The 25,795-nt window shown below is 66.9% G+C and carries 26 protein-coding genes; 8 read left to right on the plus strand and 18 right to left on the minus strand.

Annotated elements, in window-relative coordinates; all coding sequences use genetic code 11:
• Positions 1–68: 68 nt before the first annotated feature.
• The 5 genes from ACT3S6_RS09810 to ACT3S6_RS09830 all read left to right on the plus strand — a co-directional run bounded on the left by ACT3S6_RS09810 (position 69) and on the right by ACT3S6_RS09830 (position 5,780).
• Positions 69–575 carry a MarR family winged helix-turn-helix transcriptional regulator gene (locus tag ACT3S6_RS09810; RefSeq protein WP_444554780.1) on the plus strand — a complete coding sequence of 169 codons (507 nt, stop codon included), beginning with the start codon at positions 69–71 and terminating at the stop codon, positions 573–575.
• Positions 572–2,248, plus strand: a complete 1,677-nt coding sequence (locus ACT3S6_RS09815) for an MDR family MFS transporter (protein WP_444554781.1) — start codon at positions 572–574, stop codon at positions 2,246–2,248. The genes ACT3S6_RS09810 and ACT3S6_RS09815 overlap by 4 nt, the downstream gene beginning before the upstream one ends.
• Before the next feature lie 25 nt (positions 2,249–2,273).
• Positions 2,274–3,212 carry an NADP-dependent oxidoreductase gene (locus tag ACT3S6_RS09820; RefSeq protein WP_444554782.1) on the plus strand — a complete coding sequence of 313 codons (939 nt, stop codon included), beginning with the start codon at positions 2,274–2,276 and terminating at the stop codon, positions 3,210–3,212.
• A 171-nt stretch (positions 3,213–3,383) separates the two neighbouring features.
• Positions 3,384–5,411: a choline BCCT transporter BetT gene (betT, locus tag ACT3S6_RS09825; protein WP_444554783.1), complete on the plus strand. Its 2,028-nt coding sequence runs from the start codon at positions 3,384–3,386 to the stop codon at positions 5,409–5,411.
• A gap of 183 nt (positions 5,412–5,594) precedes the next feature.
• Complete coding sequence (locus ACT3S6_RS09830) at positions 5,595–5,780, plus strand: hypothetical protein (protein WP_444554784.1); 186 nt, start codon at positions 5,595–5,597, stop codon at positions 5,778–5,780.
• 12 nt (positions 5,781–5,792) lie between these two features.
• Here ACT3S6_RS09830 and ACT3S6_RS09835 read toward each other — a convergent pair whose 3' ends face one another.
• The 3 genes from ACT3S6_RS09835 to ACT3S6_RS09845 form a co-directional block, all read right to left on the minus strand.
• Complete coding sequence (locus ACT3S6_RS09835) at positions 5,793–6,011, minus strand: hypothetical protein (RefSeq protein ID WP_444554785.1); 219 nt, start codon at positions 6,009–6,011, stop codon at positions 5,793–5,795.
• Between the two features lie 193 nt (positions 6,012–6,204).
• Positions 6,205–7,041: a phosphosulfolactate synthase gene (locus tag ACT3S6_RS09840; RefSeq protein WP_444554786.1), complete on the minus strand. Its 837-nt coding sequence runs from the start codon at positions 7,039–7,041 to the stop codon at positions 6,205–6,207.
• Complete coding sequence (locus tag ACT3S6_RS09845) at positions 7,038–8,459, minus strand: MmgE/PrpD family protein (protein ID WP_444554787.1); 1,422 nt, start codon at positions 8,457–8,459, stop codon at positions 7,038–7,040. The genes ACT3S6_RS09840 and ACT3S6_RS09845 overlap by 4 nt, the downstream gene beginning before the upstream one ends.
• A 337-nt stretch (positions 8,460–8,796) precedes the next feature.
• Here ACT3S6_RS09845 and ilvA point away from each other — a divergent pair, with 337 nt between their 5' ends.
• The gene (gene ilvA, locus ACT3S6_RS09850; RefSeq protein ID WP_444554788.1) at positions 8,797–10,050 is read left to right on the plus strand and encodes a threonine ammonia-lyase; all 1,254 of its coding nucleotides are present in this window, start codon (positions 8,797–8,799) and stop codon (positions 10,048–10,050) included.
• 5 nt (positions 10,051–10,055) lie between these two features.
• Here ilvA and ACT3S6_RS09855 read toward each other — a convergent pair whose 3' ends face one another.
• From ACT3S6_RS09855 to ACT3S6_RS09865, 3 genes are all read right to left on the minus strand, one after another.
• The gene (locus ACT3S6_RS09855) at positions 10,056–10,817 is read right to left on the minus strand and encodes an IclR family transcriptional regulator (RefSeq protein WP_444554789.1); all 762 of its coding nucleotides are present in this window, start codon (positions 10,815–10,817) and stop codon (positions 10,056–10,058) included.
• A 92-nt stretch (positions 10,818–10,909) separates the two neighbouring features.
• Positions 10,910–12,130 carry a glycine cleavage T C-terminal barrel domain-containing protein gene (locus ACT3S6_RS09860; RefSeq protein ID WP_444554790.1) on the minus strand — a complete coding sequence of 407 codons (1,221 nt, stop codon included), beginning with the start codon at positions 12,128–12,130 and terminating at the stop codon, positions 10,910–10,912.
• Between the two features lie 188 nt (positions 12,131–12,318).
• The gene (locus tag ACT3S6_RS09865; protein ID WP_444554791.1) at positions 12,319–13,263 is read right to left on the minus strand and encodes an EamA family transporter; all 945 of its coding nucleotides are present in this window, start codon (positions 13,261–13,263) and stop codon (positions 12,319–12,321) included.
• A 131-nt stretch (positions 13,264–13,394) separates the two neighbouring features.
• Here ACT3S6_RS09865 and ACT3S6_RS09870 point away from each other — a divergent pair, with 131 nt between their 5' ends.
• Together ACT3S6_RS09870 and ACT3S6_RS09875 are read left to right on the plus strand one after the other, a co-directional pair.
• Positions 13,395–13,943: a CGNR zinc finger domain-containing protein gene (locus ACT3S6_RS09870; RefSeq protein ID WP_444554792.1), complete on the plus strand. Its 549-nt coding sequence runs from the start codon at positions 13,395–13,397 to the stop codon at positions 13,941–13,943.
• A 52-nt stretch (positions 13,944–13,995) separates the two neighbouring features.
• Positions 13,996–14,328: a hypothetical protein gene (locus tag ACT3S6_RS09875; RefSeq protein WP_444554793.1), complete on the plus strand. Its 333-nt coding sequence runs from the start codon at positions 13,996–13,998 to the stop codon at positions 14,326–14,328.
• Between the two features lie 10 nt (positions 14,329–14,338).
• Here ACT3S6_RS09875 and ACT3S6_RS09880 read toward each other — a convergent pair whose 3' ends face one another.
• From ACT3S6_RS09880 to ACT3S6_RS09935, 12 genes are all read right to left on the minus strand, one after another.
• Entirely contained in the window at positions 14,339–14,644 is a 306-nt protein-coding gene (locus ACT3S6_RS09880; RefSeq protein ID WP_444554794.1) for a hypothetical protein, read from the minus strand.
• Between the two features lie 37 nt (positions 14,645–14,681).
• Positions 14,682–15,248, minus strand: a complete 567-nt coding sequence (locus tag ACT3S6_RS09885; protein ID WP_444554795.1) for a DUF308 domain-containing protein — start codon at positions 15,246–15,248, stop codon at positions 14,682–14,684.
• Between the two features lie 81 nt (positions 15,249–15,329).
• Positions 15,330–16,712 (minus strand): MATE family efflux transporter, encoded by a 1,383-nt coding sequence (locus tag ACT3S6_RS09890; protein WP_444554796.1) that lies wholly within the window; start codon positions 16,710–16,712, stop codon positions 15,330–15,332.
• Positions 16,705–17,949 (minus strand): MFS transporter, encoded by a 1,245-nt coding sequence (locus ACT3S6_RS09895; RefSeq protein ID WP_444554797.1) that lies wholly within the window; start codon positions 17,947–17,949, stop codon positions 16,705–16,707. The genes ACT3S6_RS09890 and ACT3S6_RS09895 overlap by 8 nt, the downstream gene beginning before the upstream one ends.
• Positions 17,946–18,725, minus strand: coding sequence for a lysostaphin resistance A-like protein (locus ACT3S6_RS09900; protein ID WP_444554798.1), 780 nt, complete (start codon positions 18,723–18,725; stop codon positions 17,946–17,948). Before ACT3S6_RS09900 ends, ACT3S6_RS09895 begins: the two co-directional genes overlap by 4 nt.
• Before the next feature lie 46 nt (positions 18,726–18,771).
• The gene (locus ACT3S6_RS09905) at positions 18,772–19,563 is read right to left on the minus strand and encodes a DeoR/GlpR family DNA-binding transcription regulator (protein WP_444554799.1); all 792 of its coding nucleotides are present in this window, start codon (positions 19,561–19,563) and stop codon (positions 18,772–18,774) included.
• Positions 19,564–19,570: 7 nt separating this feature from the next.
• Entirely contained in the window at positions 19,571–20,428 is an 858-nt protein-coding gene (locus tag ACT3S6_RS09910; protein ID WP_444554800.1) for a carbohydrate ABC transporter permease, read from the minus strand.
• Between the two features lie 3 nt (positions 20,429–20,431).
• Entirely contained in the window at positions 20,432–21,391 is a 960-nt protein-coding gene (locus ACT3S6_RS09915) for a carbohydrate ABC transporter permease (protein ID WP_444554801.1), read from the minus strand.
• A gap of 124 nt (positions 21,392–21,515) precedes the next feature.
• The gene (locus ACT3S6_RS09920; protein ID WP_444554802.1) at positions 21,516–22,769 is read right to left on the minus strand and encodes an extracellular solute-binding protein; all 1,254 of its coding nucleotides are present in this window, start codon (positions 22,767–22,769) and stop codon (positions 21,516–21,518) included.
• Between the two features lie 193 nt (positions 22,770–22,962).
• Positions 22,963–23,820, minus strand: coding sequence for a class II fructose-bisphosphate aldolase (locus ACT3S6_RS09925; protein ID WP_444554803.1), 858 nt, complete (start codon positions 23,818–23,820; stop codon positions 22,963–22,965).
• 49 nt (positions 23,821–23,869) lie between these two features.
• A complete protein-coding gene (locus ACT3S6_RS09930) occupies positions 23,870–24,832 on the minus strand; it encodes a 1-phosphofructokinase family hexose kinase (protein WP_444554804.1) in 963 nt (320 codons plus the stop codon).
• Entirely contained in the window at positions 24,829–25,770 is a 942-nt protein-coding gene (locus ACT3S6_RS09935; RefSeq protein ID WP_444554805.1) for an ROK family protein, read from the minus strand. Before ACT3S6_RS09935 ends, ACT3S6_RS09930 begins: the two co-directional genes overlap by 4 nt.
• Positions 25,771–25,795 lie beyond the last annotated feature (25 nt).

Consider the following 25,795-nt stretch of genomic DNA (forward strand, 5'->3'; position numbering starts at 1 on the left):
CGGCAACTTGTTTGCTTACCCTAAACAAGTAAGTTATCGTGGTCCGGTAGCAACGCAAGGAGCCAATAGTGATCAATGACCAAGAAGCCGGCAAGATCCTCTCGGAAATGGTGCAGACCAGTCGGACTTTCCGCCTGGCCGGCCAACGCAATAAGGACCAGAGCTTCACGGGGACCAGGTTCGGATTCCTGCAGCATCTGCGCCACCGTGACGCCCGTTTGGGTGAGCTGGCGTCCCAGCTTTTCGTCTCGGCACCCGTGGCCTCGCGGGCCGTGGACTGTCTGGAAGCCGACGGACTGGTCGGGCGCCGCCCCGATCCCGAGGACGCCCGGGCCCAGCTCATCTCCATCACCGACCACGGGCGAACGAAGCTCACCGACAGTGAAACGCACGCCGTACGCCGGTTCGCCGCCTCCCTGACCGACTGGTCCACGGAGGACGCCGAACAGGCCATCAACCTCCTGCAACGCCTGAACCTGCACCTGGAAGAAATCACCAGGGACCCCGAACTTCATGGACCCCACGGGGCCGACAAGCTAACCACCTCCGACACCGGAAGCGAGTTGATGGGATGACGTCCTCCACCTCCACCACCGCAGCAATCAACACCGAAGAACCACGGGAGTATTCGCATCGCGAAATCCTCCAGGTGATGACCGGTCTGCTCGCCGCACTTTTCACCGCGATGATCTCCACCACCATCGTGTCCACAGCACTGCCCACCATCATGGCCGATTTGGACGGCACCCAGCGTCAGTACACCTGGGTCATCACCGCCAGCCTGCTGGCGATGACAATCGCCACCCCGATCTGGGGCAAACTCTCGGACCTCTTCAACAAAAAGACCCTGGCGCAGATCGCGATCATCATGTTCGTGGCAGGCTCCATCGCCGCCGGACTCTCCACGACCATCACCTTGATGATGACCGCTCGCGCGGTCCAGGGCGTGGCCATGGGCGGGCTCATGGCGCTGGTGCAGTCGATCATGGCCTCCATCATTGCCCCTCGTGAACGTGGACGCTACGCCGGCTACATGGGTGCCGTCATGGCCGTGGCCACGGTGTCCGGGCCGCTGATCGGTGGGGTCATCACCGATTCCCTGAACTGGCGCTGGACCTTCTTCGTCAGCGTCCCCTTGGCCGTCGTCGCGTTGATCCTGCTTCAACTCAAGCTCCATCTGCCGACCATCAAGCGTGCCAACCTCAGCATCGACTACCTCGGCGCCATCCTGGTCTCCGTATCGGCCGCCATTCCGATGCTCTGGGTGACCTTCGCCGGGAGCGAGTATGACTGGATCTCCTGGGAGTCCGGCGTCTTCTTGGCCGCCTTCCTCATCGCCGCCGTCTTGGCGGTGATCGTCGAGTTGCGGGCCCCCGAGCCGATAATCCCCATCCGGGTGCTGCGCAACCCCACTGCTGCGTGGATGATCGTCGCCAGCGTCGGTGCCGGTGTCGGCATGTTCGGTTCCGGCGTGTTCCTGACCCAGTACTTCCAGCTCGGTGACGGGCGCACGCCCACAGCTGCTGGCCTGATGACCATTCCGATGATCCTCGGCCAGACGCTCTCAGCCATGATCGGCGGACTCATCGTCACGCGGATCGGACGGTGGAAGCCGGTGATGATGATCGGCAGCGTCATCATGCTCATCGGCCTCGTCGGTTTGGGCACCATCAACCACGACACCTCCTACCTCTACGTCGCGATCTTCATGGCCCTCATGGGTCTGGGCATCGGCACTCTGGTCCAGAACGTCGTGCTGGCCGTGCAGAACACGGTCGACGTCACCGAGGTCGGTGCGGCCTCAGCGGCCATCGCCTTCTTCCGCTCCTTGGGCGGGGCCATCGGCGTCTCCATCCTTGGCGCCGTGTTGACGAGCCGCGTCAGCACCAACATCTCCGAAGGCCTCGAAAAGCTAGGCATTCCCGCCGGCGCCATGTCAGCAGGAGGCGGGGACACCGAACTGGATATCAGCGGGTTGCCCGCACCGGTTCAGGAAGTGTTCCACAATGCCTACGCCGATGCGTTCGGCCCGATCTTCATGATCGCCGCCATGATCGCCGCCGTCTCTGTCATCGCCATCGCCATCGTGCGCGGCGCCCCGTTGCGCACCACGGTGGCCATGAACCCCTCGCCCAAGACCCCGGTGCCCGACAGGAGTCAGGACGAGGACGGAACCCTGGAGGGCGACGGCGCGACCCAGCCGGGGACATCGCCCACAACACCACCATCCTCGGGTCACCAAGACTGAGAACGAGGAGAAACAGGAGTCGAACATGCAGGACATCAACACGATGAAGGCCTTCGTCCTTCCACATCGTGATGCCCAGACCGTGGAACCGGCCCGCGTGCCGGTTCCACGGATCGGCTCCGACGAACTGCTGGTGCGTGTGCACGCCATTGGCGTCGGGATCCACGATTCCTATTTCCTGCCCGGGGACGCCCAGTACCCCTACCCCATCGGGATCGAGGCGGCCGGCGTCGTCGAGGAAGTCGGCAACGACGTCACAAGCCATGCCGTCGGCGACCGCGTGTCCTTCGTCAGCGCCATGCAGCCGGGCGGAGGCACGTGGGCCCAGTGGACCGCAGTGAAGGCGGAATCAATGATCCTGCCGATACCCCAGGGCATGAGTTTCGTTGCGGCAGCGGCTGTTCCGGTGGCCGGGAACACTGCGTTGAAGGCGCTGCACACCGTGGCCGATGTCCCGTCAGGTGGGTCACTCTTTATCGCCGGCGGATCCGGGGCCATCGGCACGTTCGCCATCCAACTGGCCCGTCAGCGGGGCTTGCGGGTCGCCGCCTCGGCATCGGCTGCCAACCACGGCTACCTTCAGTCGATCGGGGTTGAAAAGGCCGTCGACTACCACGACTCCCGATGGCGCGAAGAGGTGCTGGCCTGGATGCCCGGAGGGGTTTCGGCCGTGATGGCAGTCCAACCCGGCACGACGGCGGACAGTCTGCCAGTGCTCAGGGACGGCGGGACCCTGGTCTCGATTTCCGGTGACCCGCTGGTATCCGAGCGCGGGGCCCACCTGACCGGGCTCCCCTACCAGCTCGACGTCCGGACGGAGCTCGGTGAACTCATGACCCGGATCGCCTCCGGACGGGTCCACCTCGAACTCGAGCGGGTGTACCCGTTCGACGAGGCCCTGGAGGCCCTGGCAAAGGTGCAGACCCGTCGGGCTCGAGGAAAGGTCGTCCTGGAGCTGGTCTAGCCTCCGGCGGCCCCGGCAGGCATGGGCGTGTTTTGGACCGCTCGTATGCCGTTTTGTGGATATGTGACAAAGCCCCGTGTTAACGTGTCCTAAGCGTCGGCCCGGGCTATCTCCGGGCCATGGGGCGCGTGATCCATCGAATAACCCGACTTGAGGAGCGCCAAAAACGCGATGAGCGATCTACATCCGGCACCTGCAGACCAGGCCGACAGCGAATCCGGTGGTGAGCCGCCCAAGGGTTCGGCGCCGGTCAGGTGGCCGGTTTTCATCGCCTCGCTCGTCGGGGTCCTTGCCGTCGCGATCTGGACCCTGTCCGCGCCGGATCAAGCCGAGGCAGTCATCGGTGAACTGGTCGCCTTCGTCTCCACCAGTTTCGGCTGGTTCTACATCCTGCTGGCCACCGTCATCCTGGTCTTCGTGATCTACCTGGGGATGTCCCGGTTCGGGCACATCAGACTGGGACCCGACGATTCCCGCCCCGAGTATTCGACGTTCGCCTGGGCCGCGATGCTCTTCGCCGCAGGCATCGGCACCGACGTGATGTTCTTCTCCGTCTCCGAGCCGGTCTCGCAGTACCTGAACCCGCCGGTCGGCCAGGGCGAAACCATTGATGCCGCGCGGGAAGGAACCTTCTGGACCCTGTTCCACTACGGAATCACCGGTTGGGGCATGTACGCGTTGATGGGCATGGCCCTGGGGTACTTCGCCTACCGGTTGAATCTGCCGCTCGCCGTCCGTTCGGCCCTCTTCCCGCTCTTCGGGCGACGCATCAACGGCGTGCTCGGTCACGCCGTGGACACCGCCACCGTCCTCGGGACGATCTTCGGCGTCGCGACCAGCCTGGGCATCGGCGTGGTGCTGCTCAATGCCGGACTCAACATCATCTTCGGCATCGCCATCGGAACGGCGGCGCAAGTCGGACTGGTGGTCCTGGCCGTGATCATGGCAGCCATCTCGGCGACCACAGGTGTCGACAAGGGCATTCGCTTCCTTTCCCAACTCAACGTGATCCTGGCCATCGCGCTGGCCGGCTGGGTCCTGGTCACCGGAAACACCCGTTTCCTGCTTGATGCGATCGTGATGAACGTCGGAGACTTCATCAGCATGTTCCCGGGCATGACGTTGCAGACCTTCGCCTTCAACGACGTCGACGAATGGATGTCGCTGTGGACGTTGTTCTTCTGGGCCTGGTGGGTCGCCTGGGCTTCCTTCGTCGGCATGTTCCTGGCCCGCATTTCGCGCGGTCGGACGATCCGCCAGTTCGTCCTCGGCACCATGGTCATTCCCTTCAGCTACATCGTGATGTGGGTATCGATCTTCGGAAACGCCGCCCTGTCCCGCGTTCGTGGCGGGGATACGGAGTTCGCCGACACGGCAGCATCGGGCAGCGGCCTGGGCTTCTTCAACCTCCTGCAGCAGTACCCGCTCTCCGGGGTGGTCATTGCCGTCGCAGTCCTGGTCGGCCTGCTGTTCTATGTCACCTCCGCCGACTCCGGCGCCCTGGTCATGGGCAACCTGTCGTCGCGCCTGCGGAGCGTCCAGGAGGATTGTGCCCCCTGGTTGCGCATCACCTGGGCCGGGACCACCGGCCTGTTGACGATGGGCATGCTTCTGGTCGGCGGGATCACCGCGCTGCAATACGCCACGATCATCATGGGCCTGCCGTTCTCGATCGTCTTGATCCTGGTGATGATCAGTCTGTGGAAGGCGTTGCGGGTGGAGGGCCGCAGGGCCGATACGACCACCGGCACCCGGGCCCATATCCTGGCGGCACGGTTCGAAGGCCGCGAAACCTGGAAGACGCGACTGTCCAGGGTCACCAACTTCGTGAGCCCCGATGATGCTCGACGAGATCTCCGGGACCTGGTGCTCCCTGCCTTGCAGGAGGTCTCCAAAGAGCTCAACGAGCGCGGCGTGCCCGCCCGGGTATCGGTGGAAGAGGGCGAGAGGCCGGCAGTACAGCTGACCACCAACGCCTCGTCGGACCCGTTTGTCTACCGGGTGCAATTCGAGCTCGTTCCGGTGCCGGCCTACGGCGGCCGGATGGTCGGGAGCAGGGACCAATACGCCCGGCTGGAGGTCCACCTGTCCGCCGGCGGGCAGGACTACGACGTGATGGGCTTCTCCAACACCCAGCTGATCCACGACTGCCTCGACCACTACGAGGAACATGTGGAATTCCTGAGGACCGCGGACTAGACACCACGGGGCAGGCGCCCTCGCAGCCGCTGCTCAGCGGAGTCCGTTCCCTGCCGAACGGGCTCCGCTGCCCTTTTTAATTGCTGCCCCGCGGAGCATGAACGCCCCGGCCAGGGCAATCGTCACGCAGTAGGAGACCGCCGGGGGCTCCTGCGGCCGCAGGGAAAGAGGGGAGTCAACGCGGTGGCGACCGCCCGGGTCGATGCCGACTCATCCGCATGGGTGCGGGTCCTCTACGACGGCCTGTCCCTCGAGGACGCAGGGGTGCAGCTCGACGGTCGGCTCGAGGACGCCCGGACACTGATCGACCAATTCACCACCGCTGGCACAGCGAAGGCCGGGTCGCGAACTCCTCGCGGCCCGGCCTGAGACATCACGGCTCTAGCGCCAGGCGTTGCCCGACTTCTCCTCGTAGCCCGCGAAGGCCTTCTCCAAACCGGCCAGGACTTCGGCGGATGTTTCGAAGAGGGCCTTGAAGCGCGGTTCGTCGACCTTGTCGACGTCCTCGCGTAGATGCTCGGCCAGCTCCGTCAGCCGGGAACGAACCTGCATGGTGTGCCGGCGCGGATCGCTTTCGGGCAGGGACTTCGGGTCGGTCATGGCGTACCTCCATTTCATGGCTCCGGTCGGGAGGCCGGGGCCGAACGAACCATCGTCATCGATGGCCTACCCCCATGATCCCACCGCTCCGGCTCCCCGGACAGGGAACGTCTCGGAGATCACCCGGGGCAAAAAAGCACCGCCGACGCATGGCCTGGCCATGCGCGCGACGGTGTTGATTTCCTTCCGGGGCCTAGGGGGCCGGGTTGATGACACGCCCCCAGGTGGACTTGTTGCCCCAGATGTTCTGCCGCAGGCCCTCCAGCTGGAGGATCTGCGAGTGGTCCACGAACAGGTTCACTTCGTTCCCGTAGTTCTTGATGTACCACTCGAAGACCGGTCCGTCGGCAGCCTCGAACATCACGTTTTCCAGCCCCACCGAGTTGATGATGGATGCGGCGGCACCGGTGTTCCATTCATCGACGTTCTCGGTGATGCCCTCGGATTCGATCATGATGATCTCGGCCCCGGCCTCCAGGCACCGGGTGGCACGGTCCGTCAGGTCGCCGATGTCCTTCATCGACTCCGCCGCCAGTTCCGCCTCCCCGGAGTCCCCTCCGGAACCGACCTGGATGCCCAGCTCCGGTTTGGCCTTCAAACCCGCCTGGGTGACCTTTTCGACCAGACGCAGCAGCCCGGTGGTGTTGAGCATGATGAAGCCGGTGGAGATTTCGATGGTGTCGAACCCCACGTCCTTGGCCTCCTTCAGATACTGGTCCACGGCGTCGTTCCCGTAGCGCAGCACGGTCTCGATCCACCCCCCGGAGGAGACGTAGGATCCGTGGTCGTGGGCGATGTCGCTGAATTTCCTGACCTGTTCGGGTGGCACCAGGGCGAAGGAGCCGCCCGCCCATTTGATGCCGTCCACCCAGGGGCCCGCCACGTCGAAGACGTCCTGCAGATGGCGGGTGCCGAAGGTGGAGTAGTAGGGGGCGCGGATCTCGGTCAGTCCCGTGGTGCGCGGCTTCGCCGGACGGTACGCCCGGGGAACGAAGTTGAATGAAACGTCTTGGGCAATCTGGTTGGTCATGCTGTCTCCTGAGAAAACTCGCGCCGATTCGGGCTCGAGGGTGTACTGGACCGCCGGGTGCCGACCTGGGCCAGCAAGACGGTCAGATCCGAGACCTGGTGTTCGTCGATGGTGTGCACCGTCTCGGCGATGCTGTCGCGCAGCTCGTGGCTGGCGAAGGGTGCGGCGAGGGCATCGAACTTCTCTCGTGCCCCCTCCCAATCCAATGGGTCGTCGTGGAAGCCCTGGTAGGAATCCCGGGCCGAATGCAAGCGGGTTCCATCGGCCAGGATGACTTCCAGGTCCGCCGGCATGTGCTGCGGGAAACGCCGGGAGAATTCCGGGTCCTCGCTGATCTCCACCCGGCCCATCAGATCCTGGACGTCCCGGGCGACGATGCGCTCGGGGGTGTACTGCCCGGGGGTAGCCTCACCATCCAACAGGGCGACGGCGAGCATCCACGGCAGGGAATGGTCGGCTTCCTCCTTGGTGGTGATGTTGCGCTTATCGCCTTCCTCCCCACCCCCGATGATGTTCCAGGCGACATCGAAGGTCCGGAGACGGACCGAACCCACCTTGGCGGCGTCGAAGCCTTCCTGGCTGCGGATGTCCAGGGCGGCCTCCAGCGCGGACTGCGAATGGATTTCGGCATTGTGCTTCTTGATGATCGTGCGCAGCACGCTTTCCAGGTCCTCGACCGACCAGTCGATGCTGAAATCGCCGGCGATGGTTTCCTTGAAGCCCTTATTGCCTTCGAAGACCTGGGCCGGGCCGGTGATCCCGCGTGAAGCCAGCAGTGCCGACCAGGTCCCTTCCTTCGCGACGTGCGGGTAGGCCAGACCCTTCCAATGGCTGAGGTCCCCGGTCCGGGTCACCCGCAGGGCGTTGTTGGCGGTGCCGGCCATTGCGATGGCGTTGGCCGTCTGCTCCGCCGTAAGGCCCATCGCCTTGGCGGCGGATGCGGCGGCCGCGTAGGCCCCTTGGGTCGTGTGGTCGAAGCCCTTGTCCCGGACCGGGGCGACATCCGAGAGGCGGGTGTGGACCTGGTAGGCGACCGCCAGGGCGTCCAGGAAGGTCTTGCCGCTGGCCCCGGCCATTTCCGCCGCGGCGAGCGCCGCGCCCAGGTTGTCGGAAGGGTGGTTGGTCTCCTTGGGGGCCAGATACGAATCCATGAAGTCCAAATAGCGTGAAAGTGCCGAGTTGAAGAAGGCCACCCGTTCGGCAGTGGACTTCCCGCCTCCGATCATGGTGGCCTGCTCGGTGCCTCCCAGATCCTCCAACAGGCCCCGGATCGAGGAGATGGGTTCGGCGTCGAGGGCCCCGATCGCGACCCCGAGCGTATCCAGGACATGGATCTTCAGCTGCTCGCGCGCCGCGGCCGACATCCTGGCCGAGTCTGCTTGATGGACGAAGGCTGCTAGTTCCTGTACCTCAGTCATGTGCACTCCCCACTGTTGAAACGGAATCCTAATTATTTATTAGGTTTACCTTACTTAGTTTAGTCACGTCTTTATGCCCTATCAAGGGTGGGGGTGTGTGATGTTGAACGACCCACCGGGGACGCCGGCTGGCCGTCGGCGGGCCGGGGCTCTCGCGCACCCCAAATATTTGATTTATGGTGAAGGGGATTACTCCCGAACGAGGTGGGTGGATCCACGTCGGCCAGGGCGCGGGTGCCGAAGATCCGAGCATCCGACCTCCTGGTCCCCCGCTCCTGCGGACGAGTCGACCCCTGGCCTTCGGGAGTTCCGTTCTTCGAGGTGGAGGAGTTTCATCATGTGCGCATCGGGTCCGGTCAACGACGGCGTCTCGCCGATCGCCCTGTCCGACATCAAACAGGCCAGGGAACTGCTCAGCGGGGTGACAGCCTGCACGCCGATCGAAACCAGCTCCTCGGTCAGCGACCTCGCCGGGGTGCCGGTGTTCCTCAAATGCGAGAATCTGCAGCGGACCGGCTCCTTCAAACTGCGCGGGGCCTTCACCCGGCTCTCGGCGCTCGGCCAGGACGAACGCCGACGCGGGGTCATTGCCGCCAGCGCGGGCAACCATGCCCAGGGGGTGGCCCTGGCCGCCCGCGAGTTGGGGATTGATTGCCTGGTCTACATGCCCGTGGGGGCGGCCCTGCCCAAGGTGACGGCCACCCGCGCCTACGGTGCCGAGGTGCGCCTGGCCGGTGGCGACCTCGCCGAATCCATCGAGTTCGCCCAGGCGGAGGCCGCCACCAGTGGACGCGTCTTCATCCCCCCGTTCGACCACGTCGATATCGTGACCGGCCAGGCCACCCTGGGCCTCGAGGTGTTGGAGCAGGTCCCCGACGTCGGGACGATCATCGTCCCCACCGGGGGCGGGGGCCTGTTGGCCGGGGTCGCCACTGCCGTGCACCTCTCGGGATCCCGGGCCCGGGTCATCGGGGTGCAGGCCGAAGGGGCCGCCGCCTTCCCTGCGTCACTGCTTGAAGGAGCCCCGGTCCGCCTGGACAAGATGTCCACCATTGCCGACGGGATCGCGGTGCCTTCGCCCAGCGAACTCACCCTGGGCATCGTGCGCGATCATGTCGCCGAGATCCGTACGGTGACGGAGGAGCAGATCGGCGAGGCGATGCTGCTGCTGAGCGAGCGGGCCAAACTGGTCGTCGAGCCCTCGGGGGCGGCGGGCGTCGCCGCCGTGCTCGAAGGGGGCGGGGATCTGGAGGGGCCCGTCGTCGTCGTGCTCTCCGGCGGGAACGTCGACACGCTGGTGCTGAACCGGGTGCTGCAGCATGGCCTCGTGGCGGCGGGACGCTTCATGCAGATGATCGTCCGCGTCCCGGACCGGCCGGGGTCGCTGGTCGAACTGCTGACCGTGCTGGCGCGTACCGAATGCAATGTGGTGAACGTCGAACACGACCGCACCACCAGCGGGCTCGCGGCCACCGAGGTGCAGATCGGGGTGAAGGTCGAGACCAAGGGCCAGGACCATAAGGTGGAGATCGTTGCCGAACTCAAACGGCTCGGCTACGAGGTCTCCTACCCGGCCTTCGAAACCGCCTGAGGCCCCTAGACGGAGGCCCGGCGGCCGGCTTCCTGGACGAGGGCGATCGTCATCTCCAGCGCGTCCCCTCCCAACCGGTAGGAGGGGCCGGCGACACCGATCTGGGCTACCATGAGCCCGTCCGCCCCGAAGACCGGTGCCGCCACGGAGGTCAATCCCGCCTCGAACTCCTCCAGCGAGAGTGCATAGCCGCGCTGCGCCGTCGTTCTGATTTCCTCGGCCAGCACCGCACGGTCGGTGATCGTGGAGTCGGTAAAGCGTTTCAACGACCGGCGCAGCAGCCGCTCACGATCCGAGGCGGACTGGAAGCCCAGCGAGACCTTCCCCGGTGACGTGCAGTGCAGCGGGGTGCGGCGCCCCAGCCAGCTGCGCCCCACCACCGAGGACGCGGGAAGGATCTGGTCGATGGTCACCGATTCCCCCGCCTCCGTGACGTTCAACGTGACCGTTTCCAGGCATTCCGCGGCCAGCCAGATGCACGCCTGGTGCACCTGCGGGCTGAAGCTGGCGGTCGTCGGGACGGTTTGGGCCAGTCGGACCAGGCCGTGGCCCAGCTGGTACTCGGTGCTGTCGGAGCGCTGCTCGACCAGACCGTGCCCGGCCAGCGTGTTCAGGATCCTGAAGGCCGTGGACTTGTGCACCTCGAGTTCCTGGCCGACGGCGCTGACGGTGCTGGCCCCTTCGGTGGCAAGGAACTCCAGGATCAGGGCGGCCCGATCGACGGACTGGATGCTTCCCCTGGCGATGCGTTCACTCGGTGCCGTCATGGCGCTCACGCTACCAGCAGGGCTTGCCGCGATGGTGCCGGCGGCTTCTGCTGGTCCACGGCTCCTCCTGACGGTTCCGGGTCGGTGGCCCATCAGGCCTTCGGCGTCTCCTTGGTCGGGTCGATGAAGGGTTTGCGCACCACGGTCCCTTGCCGGGCGCCTTCGGGGGTGTGCACCACCATGGTGGTCCCCTCGGCGCTCAGGCCGATCGGGACCATGGCCAGTCCGATGTTCGCCTCCAGCCGCGGGGAGAAGCAGGCGCTGGTGACCCGGCCGAGTTCGTCGCCCCCGGCCTCGGACACCGGGAAGTGTTCGATCATGGAACCGTCGTTGTAGCTGCCCATGGGTGGACCGTCGATCCGCAGGCCGACCATCAGCCGCTTGGCGCCCGCCGCACGAATCCCGCGCAGGGCCTCCTTGCCCACGAAATCCGCCTGCTGGTCCAGGTTGATCATCCAGTTGTAGTCGTAGCCGACCTCCAACGGGTTGGTGTCCAGGGTGATGTCGCATCCATAGGCGAGCATGCCGGCCTCGATGCGGCGGATGTGGCAGGGGCCGATGACGCGTAGGTCGTGGGCCTGTCCGGCATCCCCGACCAGATCCCAGAGCTTGCCGCCGTCGCGGCTGGCGTTCTCCAGATAGATCTCATATCCGGTTTCCCCGGTGTAGCCGGTGCGGGAGACCACGACCGAGAGGTCTCCGAGCATCCTACGGGTCAGATAGTAGTATCCGAGGTCCAGGATGTCCTCGCCGAAGAGGTCGGCCATCAGGGCCTTGGCCTTGGGGCCCTGGATCTGGATCGGGGCCACGTCGACTTCCTTCACCGACACGTTCCATCCGCCGGCATGGGCCAGACCCATCGCCCAGAGGTGGACGTCGCTATCGGCCAGCGAGAGCCAGAACCTGTCCTCCTCGACCCGGAGCAGTATCGGATCGTTGATGATCCCGCCGTCGGCCGCGGTGATGAAGACGTATTTGCACTGCCCGACGGCGCATTGATGCAGATCGCGCGGGATCAGGTAGTTCGTGAAGGCGAACGCGTCGGGACCACTGATTTCCAGCTGTCGTTCGACCCCGACGTCCCAGAGCGTGACATCGGTCAGCAGCGACCAGTATTCGGAGACCGGATCCCCGTAGTGGCGGGGGTGGTACGTGTGGTTGTAGACGCTGTAGGCGGCCACCCCGTGTTCACGGGATTTCCAGAAGTACGGCGACTTGCGCAGCCGGGTATACAGGGTCACCGCGGGATGCGGATTGACGAGGGACCCCGTGGTGGATGAATGGAAGGCACCGGTATCAATGGTCTCGGACATGATCACTCCCTGATCTGGCCCCCCGGCGCCGACCTGCTGTCGATTGTTGCGCATGGTGCGCGACACTGCGCCATGTGCAACCAGTGTGAACCCGGATCGGGGCTGGGTCAAGGGTCCTTGGCCGCACCGGGCCGCGGCTCCGCCCGGCCGCGGGGAACAGTTTCCGGCGTGGGCCACAAAGGGCCCAGTCAGGGGGTTTTGAGCTCGTCGGCGCGTACCAGCAGGACCCCGGCCACAATGGCGGCGCCTCCCAGCAGTTGGACCGGTGCCGGCAGCTGCCCCAACAGCAGCCAGGCCCACAGCACGGCGAAGAGGACCTCGGTCAGCGAGATGAACGAGGCGACCTTCGAGCCCAGCGCCCGGGCGGCCATGATCCCCGAGACATAGGCCAGTACCGTGGACAGCAGGACCAGCCCGGCCAGTGCGACCCACCAGCTGGTTTCGAAACCGGCGAACCCGACCCGGCCGAAGGTCGCCGTGAACGGCAGCAGACCGCTCACCCCGAAGACCAGCATCAGCAGGGCCCCCACCAGCAGCCCCCCGGTGGCCAGCACCAGCGGCGGCAGCGACTCATTGGCCTTGGCCGTAACGAAGAAGTACACCGCCAGCCCGACCGCGGCGCCGAGCCCCCAGAGCACCCCGATGAAGTCGATCGTCTGCGCTCCGGCCAGATCCAGCACCAGCATCAGCCCACCCAGGGACAGCAGCGTCCCGATGATGGTCAGCGGTTTGGGCATGCGCCGGCTGTTGGCCCAGAGGACCAGGACGATGAGCACCGGCGCCATGAACTCCAGCAGCAGGGCCACCCCCACGCTCAGGCGGCCGACGGCCTGGAAGAAGGCGAATTGGCAGACGCCGACCCCGAAGACCCCGAAGAGCAGGATGGGCTTCCAGTTCGCGGGCACCGAACGCCACCGCCCGCGCAGGGTCAGCACGGCCGGGACCAGCAGGACCAGGAAGGCACCGAACATCCGGGCGGCCACGGCCGCCCCGCTGCTCCACCCCGCCTCGAGCAGCGAGCTGGCAAAGGAGCCGGAGATCCCGAAGACCGCCGAGGAGAACAGCGCGATCCACACCCCCGGGACCCCCGGGCGGGACACGGCGCCGGACCGGGTCCTGACCTGCTCGGTCATGCTGCTCCTCGGGGGTCGTTGCGGATGGGTTCGAAGCCCGGCCTCCGGGCTTCAGCGGCATCAGGAGTAAAACTCCGTATACTAGTGACATACTATACGCCGCCGGGTTCATGCGAGGTAAAAGGAGTCATATGAAGTTTGCCCCTGACACGGAAACGTCGTTGCAGACGGTCGTGAACCTCCTCAATACGGCGCTGCCCGAGATCGATGGGCTGCGCACCGGCGCCGACCTGGACGAGTTCGTGGCCCGGGAGGAATACACTGGTGCCAGGGCCCACGACGAGGCCGAGCTACGCAGCGTCAGGCATTTGCGCGGGACCCTGCGCGCCCTGTGGATCGCCGAGGAGGACGAGGCGGTGGTCATCGTGAACAACATCCTGCGCAATGCCCGCGCCTTGCCGCAGCTGGTCAAGCACGACCACTGGGACTACCATCTGCATGCCACCAGTCCGGCGGCGCCCCTGGCCGAACGGATGGCCGTCGAGGCGGCCATGGCCATCGTGGATGTGTTGCGCTCGGGGGAGAAGCAGCGTCTGCGCATCTGTGCCGGGACGGGCTGCGAGGCAGCGGTCCTGGACCTCTCGCGGAACCGGTCGAAGCGGTACTGCCAGACGGGGAACTGCGCCAATCGCGAGCATGTGCGCGCCTACCGGCAGCGCCGGGCGGCCCTGCGGCCCTAGACTGGTGGCAAGCGGCCTCGTCGCAGGCACCGGCGTCGGAAAGGAAGAGATTGTGAACACCTCTGAACAACCCCAGGAACACCATGCCTCGGAGAACTACGAGGTGGATCTCGAGCATGCCTCGGACGGCACGTTCAAGGCGGCCGGACGGTGGTTCGTCGGGCTGGCGGATGCGGTCCTGGGCGGCGACGGCTCCGATGTCATGGGGGCCACCGCCGTAGTGCGCCGCCTCGACAACGATGCCGAGATCCTGCGGGTGACCGGGAACAACATCGACGAGGCCGAAGGTCTGGCGGCGTTGCTGCGCAAGGACCTGGCGGAGATGACGCGCGAACAGTTCCTGGAGGAATGGAACGGCAAGGACGGCGTGGAGACCACCGACTGAGCCCGGGAGGCTACTCCTGGCCGGGCTGCTTCTGCGTCGGTCGATCCGAGGCCCGGTTCACTCCCGAGCCTTCGCTGAGTTCACTCGGGTTCTCCTTGCTGGCCATGGCCAGCACGGAGATGACCACCAGGCTGGCGACGAATGCCACACCGAAGGCGATCAGTCCGATGTCCACGCGCAGGGGGTTGTCCCCACCGCCGGTGGCCGAGATGGACGCGACCGCTGCGGCGATGATGCCTGCAACCAGCGCGAAGATCAACGGCGATTTGATGCTCTGCTGCCATGTGGTCTTCGGCCGAGACGGGTTGGAACCCACGGGGATGCCTCCTGAAAGAATTTGGAACGACTCCAGTCTACCGCTCCGTGGCTCCCTCGCGTGCATCGTGCCGGTAGCCGAATGCAGCGATGAGCAGGAAGACCGCGACGATGATGGAACCGCCCCCGGCGATCCCGAGGACCCCATGCTGGTCCAGGCCCGGCCAGGCCAGCAGCAGCACGCCGGTGACCAGCGAAACGGCACCGGTGAGCAGGAATTCCCGCACGGGGACCAGGTCCCCCCGATGGCGGAAGTAGGTGGTCAGTTCCAGCAGGCCGGCCACCGCCAGGCCGAGTCCCCCGGCGATCACGGCGGCGGTGGTGCTGGCGAACACGAGCAGGAAGACCGCGCTGAACGCCCCGGCGATCGCGGCGCCTCCGAGCAGCCCGCGGACCGCGAAGGGCACGATGCGGGCCACCGCGAAGTCCCATACGGATTTCGCGCTGAGCACCAGGAAGGCGGCAAAGAGGTAGGCCACCACCGCTTCGCTGGGATCCTGCCAGAAGACCGACAGAGCTCCGAAGGCCGTGGCCACCACGGCGCGGAACATGACTGGTTTCCAGACGGCGGAGGCTTCTTCAGGGGGGGTGGGGATGGCAGGCACCCTACGATCCTAATGGGAATCGGCGCTGGCCTGCTCCACCTCCCCGGGGGCTTCCCGGCTTCTGGTCGGGACGGCGCGGGATCAGGCCGGTGCGCCCAGGGCCATCCAGCGGTCATTGCGGATCCGCCACAGCAGGGTCGCGCCCCGCAGGGCCATGTACCCGAGGCCGAAGGCACACCACAACCACAGGATCGGCAGATCCGGCAGCAGGGGCAGCCAGGCGGCACCGGCCAGCAGGGGAAGGTAGAGCACCAGGGCGATGACCCCGGCCAGGGCCAGATAGCGGGCGTCGCCGGCACCGATGAGGACCCCGTCGAGCACGAAGACCAGTCCCGCCAACGGCTGCGAGGCCGCCAAAACCCACAACCCGATGGCCGCCGCCCGCTGCACGTCGGGATCGGAGGTGAAGACGGCACCCAACACCGGGGCCACCAACGCCAGGACCACCCCGGTGCCCACCCCGAAGATCAGGCCCCACCGGGTCATCAGCCGGGTCAGTGCCGAGGCGGTGGCCCGGTCCCCCGCCCCGAGTTCCTTGCCGATGAGCGCCTGGGCGGCGATGGCCAGGGCGTCCAACGCGAAGGCCATCAACGTGAAGATGGTGAACACCAGTTGATGGGCCGCCAACGTCAACGCCCCGTCGGAGGTGGCGACCCAGACCGTGGCCAGGATGCCGGCCCGCAGGCTCAGCGTGCGCAGCATCAGCCAGCTGCCGACCTTGCCGGTACCCACGACCCCGCCGGGATGCGGGCGCAACGGAACCCCTTCGGCCCGCAGCCGCGGGACCAGCATCGCCAGATACACCACTGCCATCCCCCATTGGGCGATGGAGGTGCCGATGGCCGAACCGGCCACCGATAGCCCGGCCCCGTAGACCAGGGAGAAGTTCAGCACGATGTTCACCCCGAACCCGGCCCCGGCGACGATCAGCGGGGTCCTGGTGTCCTGCAGCCCGCGCAGGACCCCGGTGGCGGCCAGCACCAGCAGCATGGCCGGCAACCCGGGCATGGACCAGCGCAGGTAGTCCAGCGCGAAGCCCAACACCTGGCCCTCGGCGCCCAGGGCGCCCAGCAGTGCGGGCCCGGCGAACCAGCCCGCCACGGCCAGCACGAGCCCCAGGACCACGGCCAGCCAGATCCCGTCCCGGCCCGCGGCCAGGGCGAGGTCCAGACGCCTGGCCCCGAGCCAGCGGGCGACGGCGGGGGTGGTGGAGTAGGCCAGAAAGACCATGAGTCCGACGGCGGTCTGCAACACCGTGGTTCCCAGTCCGGCGCCCGCGAGTTCATTGATCCCCAGATGCCCGACGATGGCGGTGTCGGCCATCAGGAACAGGGGCTCGGCGATCAGGGCGCCCAGGGCAGGAACGGCCAGGGCCAGGATCGTGCGACCGAGCCGGGCCGGGATGCGGGCCGGGCCCTCGGCGGTGGTGCCGGTATCCGGCGTCGTGTCTCGGTCTTCAGTCATGGACCGTCGCTCCCGTCATGGGTCGGCGGGCCCCGGAGGCCCGAAGGAAGATGGCTGCCACCCCGACGGCGACCCCCTGCAGCAGGAGCACGAACAGGACCGCGCCGGCCCAGCCATGGGGGGCGAAAGCCAGTCCCACGGCCCAGCCGAACAGGGAGGAGCCGGTGTAGTAGGCGAGGTTGTAGAGGCTGGCGGATTGGGCCCGGCCCGTGCGTCCGATCAGCGGGACCCAGCCACTGGCGATGGCATGGGCCGAGAAGAAGCCTGCCGTGAAGATCACCAGGCCCACCAGCACGACGGCGATATGCGGCACCAGGGTCACCAGCAGGCCGACCGCCATCACGGCGATGGACCCCAGCAGGGAGGGCAGCCGGCCGAATTTCCCGACCAGGCGCCCGGCCTGCCGGGAGGACCAGGTCCCCGAGAGGTAGGCGAGGAACACCAGTGAGGTCAGCGAGGCGGGGATCAGGAAGGGCGCGGCCTCGAGCCGGAAGCCCAGGAAGTTGTAGACGGCCACGAAGCCGCCCATCAGCAGCAGCCCCTGCGCGTAGAGGGCGAGCAGCCGGACGTTGGCCAGGTTCGTCCATAGTTTCCGCCCCAGTCCGGGGGTGCCCGGGGAGCGGCGCGGGACGGGGGCGAATCCCTGGGGTTTCGGGGCCAACGCGATGAAGACCGCCGCGGCCACGGCAGCCAGCAGGGACACGGCCAGGGTCCCGACCCGCCAGGAGACCAGTTCACTCAGCGGCCCGGCGACCAGCCGTCCCGAGAGCCCGCCCAGCGTGGTGCCCGAGATGTAGGTGCCGGCGGCGATGGCCGAATGCAGCGGATGGATTTCCTCGCTGAGGTAGGCCAGGGCGACGGCGGGGATCCCTCCCAGCGCCACGCCTTCCAGGAAGCGCAGTCCCAGCAGGGCCTGGAAGCCCGGGGAGGCCGGGACCAGCAGGCCCAGGATGACCGCGGCCACCACGGCGCCTTGCATCGCCTTGAGCCGTCCGACCCGGTCCGCGACGGCGGACCAGCCGATGACCGAGACCGCCAGGCCCAGGGTGGCGGCCGAGACCCCCAGTGCCGCCCGGGCTTCGGAGATCCCTTCGGAGCGGGCCAGGGCCGGGAGCACCCCCTGGACCGAATACAGCTGGGAGAACGTGGCGACCCCCGCGGCGAAGAGCGCCAGGATCATGCGTCGATAGCCGGCCGAGCCGCGCTGGTGCCCCGGGAACTGGCCGGTTTCGCTCATGCCCCGGGCACCAGGGGAAGCAGGTAGTAGGCCACCGTCAGGGCGATCAGGTTGTTCAGCAGGTGGATGAGGTAGGAGTAGGCCAGCGAACGGCCGGTCAGCACGTAGGCGACGCTGATCACCGCCCCCAGGCTCAGATAGGGCACCGCTGCCATCGGCTCGAAGGAGCCCGTGCCCAGGAAATGCATGCCGGCGAACAGGATGATCGAGATGGCCACGCATACCCAGACGTTGAGTTTGCGGCTCAGCTTGCCGATCAGCAGGTGCCGGAAGATGTATTCCTCCACGAACGGCCCCATGACCACCGCCATCACCAGCATGGTCGGGAAGGGGACCGTGGTGGTCATCCCCTCGATGGCCAGCTGGTTCTCGCTCTTCACTCCCCCGCCCAGGGACATGATGATGATGGTGGTGACCACCAGGTTCGCCACCCAGGCCCCGGGGATCATGAACACCTTGGCCCAGGGGTTGGATCCGAAGGTGCCGAAGGAGTGTTTCAGCGTGGGGAAGGCCATGATCATGGCCCCGCTGAACAGCACGGCGTAGACGATGAAGTTCATGGCCGCGGAGGCCGTCTCCGCGGTGCTGAAGGTGTCCGTGAAGCCCGGGATGAGCCTCAGCAGCGAGGCGGCCCCGGCGACGAAGAGCACCACGTAGGCCAGGACCATGACCGCATCCCCCACCCGGAAGGCCCCCGGGAGGAACCGTGCGTTCCTGCCGGGCCGCGGCACACGGGGGGAGGGTCCCGGCGCGGCCGGCTGCGTGGTGGGATGCATGGTTCCACCCTAGCGACTGTTGCCGACAGCGACCGTCTCGACCGGCTCAGGTTTCGGGGGCGATGAGGACCTTGTATCCGCTCTCTTCCAACTGCTGCCGCTGCTGCGCGGTGATCCCCGGGTCGGTGATGACGTGGCGCAGATCATCCCCGTCCACCGAGGCGAAGGAGCGCACCCCGATCTTGGAGGAGTCGACCACCAGATAGCTGCGCAGGGCCCGGACGCCCATGAGTTCGTTCACGGCGGCCTCCCCTTCGTCGGCCACGGTGGCCCCGGCCTGCGCATGCAGGCCGCCGACCCCGATGAAGGCCAGATCCAGGGTGACCCGGCCCAGCGTCTGTTCGGCGAAGGGTCCCACGAGTTCGTAGGAGCGCGGGTTGAGCACCCCGCCGGTGACCATGACCTTCACATGGTTGCGCACCGCCAGCGTCGAGGCGATGTTCACCGCATTCGTCACCACGGTCAGGGTCGGCCGGGCCGGCTCCTGCTGCAGGTCGGCCCTCAGCCCCAGGGCGGTGGCGATCGCCGAACTGGTCGTGCCCCCGGAGAGCCCGATGCTCATATCTGCTTCGACCAGCGAGGCCGCGTAGGCCCCGATCCAGCGTTTGCGGGTGGCCGCCGGGTCCCTGTTGTATTTTCCGGGCAGATCGTAGGCCAGGGCATTGGTCGTGGCCCCGCCATGGGTGCGGGTCAGCAACCGCTGGGAATCCAGCGAATCCAGGTCCCGGCGGGCCGTGGCCGGGGAGACCCCGAGCTTGTCCACGATCTCGTCGACCTCCACCTGTCCGTCCTGGGACAGCAGGGCGAGGATGGAGCTGAGCCGCTCGTTGCGTGTCATCCCGGCGCTACTTCGTCGCCCCGGCGGCCAGGCCGCCGATGAGACGCTTCTCGATGAGCATGAACAAGATGATCACCGGCAGGATCGCGACGATCGAGACCCCGAACACGTACTGCCATGCGGTGGAGTACTGTCCCACGAAGCGGGTCAACGCGACCGACAGCGGCTGGTTCTCCGCCGTGGACAGGATGACCAGCGAGGCGGCGAATTCGTTCCAGCAGGCGACGAAGGTGAAGATCAGCGCGGTGACGATCCCCGGCCACACCAGCGGCAGGTTGACCGTGAACAGCACCCGGAGCTTTCCGGCGCCGTCGAGCTGGGCCGCTTCGTCGACCTCCTTGGGGACCCCCGCGAAGAAGGTGTGCATGATCCACACGGCGAAGGCCAGGTTGAAGGCGGCGTTGATCAGGATCATCGCCAACCAGGTGTCGTAGAGGTTGAAGACCAGCATTTCCTTGAACAGCCCGACCGTGAGGATCGCCGGCTGCAGCATCTGGGTCACGATGACCAGGAACATGAAGGCCATTTTTCCGCGGTACTTGAACCGGGCGCTGTAGTAGGCGGCAGGCATGGCCACCAGCAACACCAGCAGGGTCGCCGCGACGGCGATCACCACGGTGGAGATCAGGTTGTAGGCCACCGGGGTCTCGGGGGTGTCCCACATGGTCAGGTAGTTCGACCACTGGGCTCCATCGCGCGGCAGGTAGTCCGGGGGCACGGAGAGGATCTCCGAGCGGGTCTTCAGGGACCCGATGAACATGACGGCATAGGGGATCAGGAAGATGGCGGCCACGATCAGCCCGACCGTCATCCGGCCCACGACGACCCGTCGGCTCGCGTGGTCTTCGGTGGTGAGAAGTGCCACGGTCTAGACCTCCTTCATGGGTTTCACGGCCCAGACGTAGATGGCCACGATGACGACGACGATGCCGAAGTTGACCACCGACAAGGCACTGGCGATGTCGATCTGGCGATCGAACTGCAGGACCTTGAAGATGTAGGTCATCAGGGTGTCGGCGTCGTAGCCGGGGATCGACCCGGTCATGACCTTCAGGATCGGCAGGTTGTTGAAGACGTTGATGATGTTGATCAGTACCGAGACCGCCAGCGCGCCGCGCAACTGCGGCAGCACGACCAGGAAGTACGTCCGCCAGCGTCCGGCGCCGTCGACCTTGGCCGCCTCCAGCGTGTCACCGGGAATGGCCTGGATGCCGGCCAGGATCGTGTAGGTGGTGAAGGGGATGGACACGAAGACGGCCACCGCCATGGCCACCATCAACGCCGATGAGGCGTGCTGGGTGAAGCCGTAGGAACTGTCCAGCAGCCCGGTATCGGTGAGGAACTTGTTGAAGATCCCGTAGTTGGGGTCCATCGAGTAGTAGAACAGCGTGGTGGTCATCACGACGCTGGCCGCCCAGGGGACGATCACTGCCATGCGCACCAGGGTGCGGCCGGGGAACGGCTTGGACAGGAACTGGGCCAGGCCCAGGGAGATCAGCACGGTGAAGAACACCACGACCACGACCCACAGGACCGAGTTCAGCATGATCCTGGGGATGTTCGGGTCGCTGAAGACCTGGCTGAAGTTCGCCAGCCCCACCGAGCCCAGATCGGTGCCGATCTGGCTGATCTTGCGCGTGGAGTTGTAGATCATGTACCCGGCGGGGAACACCACGATCACCAGGATCAGGACCAGCGCCGGGGAGATCCAGGGCAGGGCGGATCTGAAGGAGGAGCCCTCGGCCGACGTGCGCCGTTTGGAGCGCCGGGGTTTCGGGGGCCCGGGGGGATCGGCCACCCCGGTCCTGGCCGGTGCGGTGGTGCTCATACTGGTCTCCTGACCTGGTCTTCGTCTGTTCCGGGCCCCACGAGGCTCCGCGGCCCGCCGGCTATGCCAGCGGGCCGCGGAGTCGGTGGGCCCTTCCGCCGTGGTCGGCGGGTCCGGCCGCGGGCTACTTGGCCGCGTCGGCCTTCTTCTGGATCTCGGCGAGCACGTCGGATGCGGACTTGCCGGTGGCGATCTGGCCCATGAGCGACTTGAAGGCGCCATCGGTGGCGTTCCAGGCCGGGTTCGTCGTCGGGTAGAAGACGGCGTTGGGCAGCAGTTCCAGGAACGGCTTCAGCGTCTCGTCGGAGGACATCTCCTCGGAGACCGAGGTGGTGGTGGGCAGGAAGCCCTCGGTCTGCACCCAGTTGCTGTACACGTCGTCGCTAAAGAAGTAGTCCATGAACTTCTTCACGGATTCGGACTTGCTGCCGTCGTTCTTGAAGGAGAGCATGCGGTCCGCGACGCCCAGCGTTGCCGGGTCACCGGTGTTGGTGGCGACGGGGGCGATCCCGTACTTCAGGTCCGGGTTCTCCTCCTCGATCTGCCCGACGGTCTGCGGCAGCACGTAGGCGAAGCCTAGCTTGCCCTGGATGAAGGTGTTCAGCATCGGGGTGCGCTGCGTGGAGCCGGGGTTCTTCTGCGTGGCGCCTTCCTTGACCATCTTCTGCATGAACTCGGCGGCCTCGACGTTCTTCGGGGTGTCGACCTCGATGGACTTCTCGTCACCGAAGTCCCCACCGTTGCCGGCGAACCAGATCAGCGATTCACCCTGGGCCTCCTCGGACCCCAGCGGCATGCCGTAGCCGTCGGCCTTGGTGTCCTTGCTGATGGCCTTGGAGGCGGTCAACAACTCGTCCCAGGTCGTGGGGACCTCGTCGACGCCGGCTTCCTTCATGAGGTCTTCGTTATAGGCCAGTGCGCGGGCCGAGGCGATCAGCGGCAGACCGTACTGGGTGCCGTCGAACTTCTCGTTGTCGGCGAAGGAGGTCTGGAAGTTCTCCAGCGTATCGGCGGAGGCGATGTCCTCGGCCGGGGCCAACAGGTCCTCTTCGGCGAAGCCGGCGAAGGCGCCGCCGCCGTAGATGTCCGGGGCCTTGTCGCCCTGCAACTTGGTCTTCAGGACGCTTTCGATGTTCTCCCAGGACTGGATCTCCAGATCCACCTTGACCTCGGGGTTCTCCTTCTCGAAGCCGTCGATGACGTCTTGCCACAGCGCCTTGGTGCCATCGGAGTAGCTGGGCACCAGCATGCTCAGCGTGGTGGTGTCCCCGGAGGCGTCCCCGCCCTCGTCGCCGCCGCCGAAGCCGCAGCCGGTCAGGACCAGCGAACCGGCAGCCACGCCGGCCAGCAGGGTTGCGCGTAGTGAACGTTTCTGCATGATTCCCCATCTCGAAGGTGTGCGTCGGCGAGTGATCCGAAGCCAATTCATAATTGAAAATGCTCTAATCGACCTTAAGTCGATCAATAAAGAACATGATTATGACAGTAATGTGACTGGGGTCTCGTCGTCAAGTCCCCTTGTCAACTGCTTTGGCACGACGTTCCGACCCCCTCGAAGCGGCGGGAACGGGCTAGGCCGGTGCGCTTCCGTCGTCCTGCAGGGCAAACAGCCCGAGCATGCGGCCGGCTTCCTTCGCCATGCGGGCCCGACCGGCTCCGACGTATTTGCGGGAGTCGACCACGGTCTCGTCGGCTGCCAGGTACTCGCGGATCCCGGCGGTGAAGAATCCGTTGAGATGGGTGGAGACGTTGATCTTGCGCATGCCTGCACGGATGGCGGCCACGATGTTCTCGTCGGAGACCCCCGAGGAGCCGTGCAGCACCAGGGGAACGTCCACGGCATCCGCCAGCCGGGAGATCAGCTCCACATCCAGTTCGGCGGATCTGCTGGTCATGGCATGGGAGGATCCGACGGCGACCGCCAGGGCGTCGACCCCGGTGGCCGCGACGAAGGCGGCGGCCTCGGCCGGATCGGTGCGCACGCCCGGCGCGTGGGCCCCGCCCTTGCCCCCGACCTTGCCCAGCTCGGCCTCGATGTAGACCCCCCGGTCATGCGCGTAACGGGCCACCCGGGCCGTGGCGGCAACATTGTCGTCATAATCCAGATGGGCGCCGTCGTACATGACCGAGCCGAAGCCCAGCTCCACGGCCTGGAGGGCCAGCTCCTCGCTTTCGGCATGATCCAGGTGCACGGAGACCGGCACGGACGCGCCGCGGGCGATCGCCAGGCAGGCCAGGCCGATCGGCTCCAGGGCACCGTGGTAGGCCACGCAGTTCTCGGAGATCTGCAGGATCACCGGCAGACCCGCTTCCTCGGCCCCGGCGACGAGGGCCTCGGCCGTTTCCAGGTGGATCACGTTGAAGGCGCCCTGCCCCCGCCCGGCGTCGGCGGCGGCGGTCATCAGTTCACGGGTGGTGCTCAAGGCCATGGAGGGTCCGGCTTTCGGTTGAAGGGGTGGTTCTGGGTGGCTGCGGTTTCTAGTGCCGGGTGACCACGAGCCGGCGGGCCAGCTCCGGATGGCTGGGGTGCAGTTCCCCGGCGGCCGGCATGAGTACCGCCGAGGCGGACCAGGCGGCCGCGCGGCGGACCAGGGCCTCGGCATCGAGCCCCTCGGCCACCCCGGAAGCCAGGGCGGCCACGCAGGCGTCGCCGGCCCCCGTGGGGTTGCCGTGAAGGGGTTCGGGTAGCCGGGCCGATATCGACCGTCCGGGGGTTGCGGCCTCGAAGAGGCTCAGCCCGTCTTCACCGGCGCTGACGACCACGCGCCGTGCCCCCAGTTCCAGCAGGAGCCCGGCGCCCCGGGCGATCTCCGATTCCCCGGTGGCCTCGAGGAGTTCGTGATGGTTGGGTTTGAGCACATCGGCCCCGGCCCTGGCCGCGGCCAGCAGTCCGGCCCCCGAGGTGTCGATGAGGCAGGGGACCCCTCCGGCGCGGGCGGCCCGGACCAGCCAGGGGTAGAAACCGGAGCCGTATCCGGCCTCCTGATCGGCTTCGGCCTCCCCGGGCCCGGCGGCCCCACCGGGGAGCGAGCCCGATCCCACGACGACGTCGGCCCCGGGGATCGAGTCCAGGACGGCACGCTGGACGGCGTCCCATTCGGCGGCCTCGAGGCCTCCGCCGTGTTCGTTGAAGATCGTGGTCATCCCGGTCCCGCGGTCGACCAAGGCGAAGCTGCGTCGGGTGCCGGGGGCCACGGGGACCAGCGTGTTCCCGATGCCGGAGGCGTCCAGTTCGGTGGCGAAGGTCTCCCCGGCCCCGCCACCTCGGGTGGCGATGGCGTGGACGGAACTGCCCTGGCGGTGCAGGATGCGGGCGACATTCAGCCCCTTGCCTCCGGCGCGGACGCCCGGGGCGGGGACCCGGTTGGTCCCACCCACGGCGAGATGATCGACATCGTAGGTTTCGTCCAGGGCCGGATTGGGGGTGATGGTCAGGATCACGGGGTCTCCTTGGTTGCGGCCGACCGGGCGGCCTCGGCCCGCAGATACGCCCCACGCAATCCGGCGTCCTGGCCCAGTTCGGCGGTGATGATCCGTGGTGTGCGGTGGAAGGACAGCCGGGCGTCCACGGCGGCGCGCAACGGAACCAGCAGGTCGTCCCCGGCCTGGGCGAGCCCGCCGCCGACGATGACGGCCTCGGGGCCCACGGAGGCACAGAGCTGGGCGATGGAGAAGGACAGGGCCTCGACGGCCGCGTCCCAGCAGTGCGCCGCGTCGGTGTCCCCGGTACGCCGGCGTTCGAGGACTTCGCGGGCACCATCGACTTCCGTTCCGGTGGCCCGCGTGTAGTTCCGGGCAATGGCGGCGGCGGATCCCACGGTTTCGAGGCAGCCGTGGGCGCCGCAGGGGCAGTCCAGGCCCCCCGGGACGGCGGCGTGGCCGATCTCCCCGGCAAAACCTCCGGCTTCGAGCCGGCGGCCGTCGACGAAGAGCGCCCCGGCGATGCCGGTGCCGATGACCAGGACGGCCGTGTTGGCCGCCTGCCGACCCAACACCCGGCCGGCGCCCAGGGCTAGTTCGGCCTCCCCGGCGGTTCCGACGTCGTGGCCGAATCCGGTGGGGATCCCGAAGCGTTCGGTGCACAGCCGACGGAAGGGCACGTTGCGCCATCCCAGGTTCGAGGAGAAGACCCCGGTGCCGGCCTGCTCATCGACGGTTCCGCACACCACGACCCCGGCGGCCACCGGGGTCAGCGACGGGGATCCGGCCAGCAACCGGCCGCGCAGCACGTCGAGCTCGGCCAGGACCGCGGCGGCCTCCGGGTCCCCGGCCTGCGGGGTCGGGGACCTCAGGACCGTATGCAGGGTGCCGTCGGGGGTCGCCAGGGCGGCCTTGATGTCGGTGCCGCCGATGTCGAAGAGCAGGTAAGCCGGTTCCATGGGTGTGGTGCGCCAGACCGGGGCG

The organism is Arthrobacter sp. AOP36-C1-22, from assembly GCF_052377515.1.
Lineage (GTDB): Bacteria > Actinomycetota > Actinomycetes > Actinomycetales > Micrococcaceae > Arthrobacter_H.